This window comes from Mesorhizobium sp. M7A.F.Ca.MR.148.00.0.0, from assembly GCF_003997735.1.
Taxonomy (GTDB): Bacteria; Pseudomonadota; Alphaproteobacteria; order Rhizobiales; family Rhizobiaceae; genus Mesorhizobium.
Map to the genome: position 1 here is coordinate 14,797 of NZ_RZTB01000107.1, position 4,967 is coordinate 19,763.

Below are 4,967 nucleotides of genomic sequence, written 5' to 3' on the forward strand. Positions count from 1 at the left end.
CGCGTCATACTCGCCGCCTCTGGCGCAACCGGCGACGGCTGGACGCTGTGCTCGGTTCAAGGCTGCCGGGAACTGGGCAAGGGGGCCGGCAGCACCATCGTGCTGGAGCCATGCGAATCCACCCGTTCGAGCCAACCGCGATAGCGCCCGATCAATGCGCTGAGCGGCGGCTCGTTCTCCAGCAGCCACATCCTCAGCCAAGGAACCGCTCGCGCAGCTCCGGAGAAGGAACCTCTCAGCTGTCCTTCCTGCCGAACAGCGCGTAGCGATTCCTGGCAACGCGATCATAGAGCCAGTCGCGCAGCGGGCGCGGCAGCAGCAGCAGTGTTTTTGCCGCCCGCCAGGGCCAGCCGAGTTCCGCCATGACGGCGACGAAGCTGTCGAGCCGCGTGAAGGCGACGCCGTCGATCAGGACGAGGTTGGTTTCGTAAGAGTCCGTGTGCAGTCCATGCTTCCGAAACAGCGTTTCACCGAAGGGCGACTGCGCGGTGGCGAAGCGGAAACGGCCTTGGCGATCGAGCCTGACCACCATGCGCACGAAGCCTGAGCAGAGCACGCAGACGCCATCGAAAACGATCAATCGATGGCGTGCGTCGAGAGTTGTTCCGGAGGGACGATTTGACTGGGGTCGACTGGGTTGGGAATGGTCGGTCACGCTGGCCTCGGCTGCTCGTGTCCTATGACACTAAGCCGGCCAGCGTCGGTATCAAAGCCCTGGCGTTATCGCACGGCGCCTGTCGGCGAGAGCGGGACGCTCGGCGCGATAGGTGGTGGCGCGGGTAGAGGCGGCCGGCCTGCAGATCCTGCTGTTGTGGCGATTTTCGAAAGCCATGATCAGTGCGCGCCCAGCGAGTTGCCGCGACGGGCGCAAGCAGGGCCGGGGCCGCGCATGTAATAGCGCTCGGGCCGATAGGTCGGCGCGACGAATTCGCGGATGGCGGCGGCATAGCCGATGAGGTGCGCGAGGAAGTTCATTACCCTTGTCCCTGTCCCGATTTTCGGATGTCCCTTCCGAATTGCGGTCATCATAGCGTCGAGGCGTGAATAGTCGGTGAACGTGATGTTAATATCTGGTCGAAAATGCCTTGCTTCGTGGCTGGATTGCGGCTGATTCGGGGTCTTTCCGTGCAGTTGGCCGGCATTCCGGCCAATGTGACTTTTGCATCACATATGTTTCGTTTGAATGTCGCCCGCCCGCGGTTCTGTTTCAACTTTTGCCGCGCCCTCGAAATTTCCGTGCTTGGCGACTTGGCGCCCGGGAAACACCCCCTTGGCTCTGAACGCCGCGCGGCGGAACTGGAGCGCGGTCTGTCCGTTCTCACCTTCATCTGGTTCTGGAAGGGAAGATATCATGGCGCCGCGTCCGGCCTGGAGAGGCTATTTGAAGCTTTCGCTGGTCACCTGTGCCGTCGAACTCACCAATGTCGTCACCCACACGGAGCGGGTCTCCTTTCGCATTCTCAACCGCAAGACCGGCAACACGGTGAAGCGCCTCTATGTCGACGCCGAAACAGGCAAGCCGCTGGAGGAGGATGACGAGATCAAGGGCTATGAACTCGACGATGGCGATTTCATCCATATCGAGGAAGACGAGATCGAGGCGGTGCAGATCGAATCCTCGCACACGATGGCGCTCGACGGTTTCGTCGACAAAGCTTCGATCCAGCAGATCTATCTCGATACGCCCTATTATGTCGCCCCGGCCGACAAGGTGTCGGAAGAAGCGTTCGCCGTCATTCGCGACGCGATGGCGGGCAAGAAGATGGCCGGGTTGGCGCGTATCGTGCTCTACCGACGCGAACGGCCGGTGGTTATCGAGCCGCTCGGCAAAGGCATGGTGCTGACGACGCTGCGCTACGACAACACGGTGCGCCAGCAGGACACCGTCTTCGGCGACATCGAGTCGGTGAAGACCGATCAGGAGATGACCGACCTCGCCGAGTTGATCATCGACAAGAAGAAGACGAAGTTCGATCCCTCGAAATTCGACGACAAATACGAGGACGCGCTGCTGGAGCTGATCCGCGCCAAGAAGGCCGGCCACAAGGCGCCGAAGGCCAAGGCGGCGCCAAAACCTTCCAATGTCGTCAATCTGTTCGACGCGCTGAAGAAGAGCCTGTCAGATTCCGGATCATCGAAAAGGTCTTCGTCGGCGAAAGCCAAGCCGGCGGCCAAGCCGAAAGCCAGCGCGCCCAAACGCAAATCGGCCTGAGGAACCCAACGGATGGCCAGCCTCGAACAATATCACTCCAAGCGCGATTTCAAGAAAACCGCCGAACCGGCCGGCAAGGTCGCCCGGACCAAGCAGGGCGGCGCGGGCGGCATCTTCGTCATCCACAAGCATGCCGCGACGCGGCTGCATTACGACCTGCGGCTCGAGCATGACGGCGTGCTGTGGAGCTGGGCGGTGACGCGCGGCCCGAGCCTTGATCCGCATGAGAAGCGACTGGCCGTGCATGTCGAGGATCACCCGATCGACTATGCGCCGTTCGAGGGCACCATTCCCAAGGGCGAATATGGCGGCGGTTCGGTCATCGTCTGGGACGAGGGGACCTGGACCCCCGAGATCGACCCGGCCAAGGCGATGAAGAAGGGCCATATCAGCTTTGAGCTCAGGGGACACAAGCTGCATGGAGCATGGCATCTGGTGCGGCTGAAGCCGCGTGCGGGTGAAAAACGCGACAACTGGCTGCTGATCAAGTCGGACGATGCCGCCGCGCGTCCGGGCGAGGACATCCTCAAGGAGGCGCCGGAATCGGTGAAGTCGGGCCTGACCATCGAGGAGGTCGGCGAGGGCAAGACCGCGAAGGGTGAGAAGCCGAAGGTCTGGCATTCCAACAAGCCGGCCGCCGGCAAGACGAAGGCCGCGGGCAAGAAACTCGACTTCATCGAGCCGCAGTTGGCCACGCTGGAGCGCGATGCGCCGCCGGGCAAGGACTGGCTGCATGAGGTGAAGTTCGACGGCTATCGCATGCAGGCACAGATAGCCGGCACCGACGTGCGGCTGCTGACCCGCACCGGACTCGACTGGACGAAGAAATTCGGCGGCGAGATCGTCGCGGAGCTGGCCGGGCTGAAGTGCAGCGACGCCATCATCGATGGCGAGGTGGTCGTGCTCGCCGACAGCGGCGTCTCGTCTTTCGCGCTGTTGCAACAGGATCTGTCGGCGAAGCGGACAAATCGCTTCATCTATTACGTATTCGATTTGATGCGCCTCGATGGACGGGATTTGCGCCGCGAGCCGCTGGTCGAGCGTAAGCAGGCCTTGCAGGATTTGCTCGGCAAGCAGTCCGACAATGCGGCGGTCCGCTTCAGCGACCACTTTTCCGAACCCGGCAAGATCATGCTGGAGCATGCCTGCCGGATGGGCCTGGAAGGCGTCGTCTCCAAGCGTGCCGATGCACCCTATCGCAGCGGCCGCGGCCCGACCTGGGTGAAGTCGAAATGCACGGCGCGGCAGGAATTCGTCATCGGCGGCTATCTGCCGTCGGACAAGACCGGGCGTGGCCTGCGCTCGATCCTGGTCGGCTTCCACGAGGGCGGCAAGCTGCATTATGCCGGCCGCGTCGGCACTGGTTTCTCCGGCAAGGGCGCCAACGAGCTGAAGGCAAAACTCGATGCATTGACGGCAAAGACATCGCCCTTCTCCACCGCGGTGCCGAAGGGCAAGGGCCTGGTCTGGGTCAAGCCCGAACTTGTCGGCGAAGTGGAGTTTCGCAGCTGGACCTCGGACCGTATAATACGCCACGCCTCGTTCCAGGGATTGCGCGAGGACAAGCCGGCGGAGGAAGTCGTGCAGGAAAAGCCCAAAGCGTCGACAGGCAAGCCATCGACAGGCAAGGCCAAGCCGGCATCAAGCAGCGCGGCCCAACCCGCCGGGTCGATGACGACCACGGTAAAACTTTCCCACCCCGACAAGCTGCTGTGGCCGGACGAAAAAATCTCCAAGCAGGGCCTGCTCGACCATTACGCGCAGGTTTGGCCGCGCATGGAACAGTTTGTCGTCAACCGGCCGCTCAGCCTGGTGCGGGCGCCGGACGGCGTCGGCGGCCAGCGTTTCTTCCAGAAACATGCCTCGGCCGGCATGAGCGACAAGATCGCGCGCATGAAGGATCCGACTGACGGCGAGGAGATCTTGTACATCCGGGATTTCGATGGTGTCGCCGCATTGGTCCAGTATGGCGTGGTCGAGATCCACATCTGGGGGTGCACGATCGACGAGATCGAAAAGCCCGACCAGATCATCTTCGATCTCGATCCCGATGAAGGTGTCGACGTGAAAGCGGTCCGCGAGGCGGCACTCGATATCAGGGGCAAGCTCGACGAGCTGTCGCTGCCGAATTTCGTCAAGACTTCGGGCGGCAAGGGTTTTCACGTCATGGTGCCGCTGAGACCAGCGGCGGATTGGGAGGAGGTCAAAACCTTCGCCCATGATTTTGCCCGTGCGCTGGAGCAGGGTGCCCCCGACCGCTACACGGCGACGCTGTCGAAAAAAGCGCGCACGGGAAAGATCTTCGTCGACTATCTGCGCAATGGCAGGGGCTCGACGACGGTCGCGCCCTATTCGTCACGCGCCAAGAAGGGTGCCACCGTGTCGATGCCGGTGACCTGGCCAGAGATCGAGGCCGGCTTGGCGCCGAACGCTTTCCCGATCGGCGGAAAGACGACGCTGAAACAGCTGGCGAAAGCCGATCCGTGGTCGGATTTCTTTAAGCAGGGCAAGGCTCTGAGGCGGGGTTAACGCTTCGCCCGTTCAAGACAGAAACACCCTCTCAAACGCCTGTCTACCCGGCGGCGAGAAGATCACCGCGCGGCTGTCCTTCTCGCGGCGCGCCCATTTCTCGGCAAGGATCTTGTCGAGGATGGCGGCGCCCAGCGTGCCGGCGAGGTGTGAGCGCCGCACGCTCCAGTCGAGGCAGGCGCGGCATACCGGCCGGCGCGGCTTGGTATAAACGTCGATGCCTATC

General features: G+C 62.4%; 4 protein-coding genes and 1 pseudogene. 2 read left to right on the top strand and 3 right to left on the bottom strand.

The window, feature by feature from the left end; genetic code table 11:
* Positions 1-235: 235 nt before the first annotated feature.
* Both EOB49_RS26990 and EOB49_RS26995 read right to left on the bottom strand, forming a co-directional pair.
* Complete coding sequence (locus EOB49_RS26990) at positions 236-580, bottom strand: DCC1-like thiol-disulfide oxidoreductase family protein (RefSeq protein ID WP_245472851.1); 345 nt, start codon at positions 578-580, stop codon at positions 236-238.
* Positions 581-834: 254 nt separating this feature from the next.
* A complete protein-coding gene (locus EOB49_RS26995) occupies positions 835-975 on the bottom strand; it encodes a hypothetical protein (RefSeq protein ID WP_013528645.1) in 141 nt (46 codons plus the stop codon).
* Between the two features lie 376 nt (positions 976-1,351).
* Here EOB49_RS26995 and EOB49_RS27000 point away from each other — a divergent pair, with 376 nt between their 5' ends.
* Both EOB49_RS27000 and ligD read left to right on the top strand, forming a co-directional pair.
* Positions 1,352-2,212, top strand: coding sequence for a Ku protein (locus EOB49_RS27000; RefSeq protein WP_127382784.1), 861 nt, complete (start codon positions 1,352-1,354; stop codon positions 2,210-2,212).
* A 12-nt stretch (positions 2,213-2,224) separates the two neighbouring features.
* Positions 2,225-4,741 carry a DNA ligase D gene (ligD, locus tag EOB49_RS27005; RefSeq protein ID WP_127382785.1) on the top strand — a complete coding sequence of 839 codons (2,517 nt, stop codon included), beginning with the start codon at positions 2,225-2,227 and terminating at the stop codon, positions 4,739-4,741.
* Positions 4,742-4,753: 12 nt separating this feature from the next.
* Here the strand turns inward: ligD and EOB49_RS27010 are convergent.
* Positions 4,754-4,967: pseudogene (locus tag EOB49_RS27010) on the bottom strand (transcriptional regulator); the annotation flags it as partial.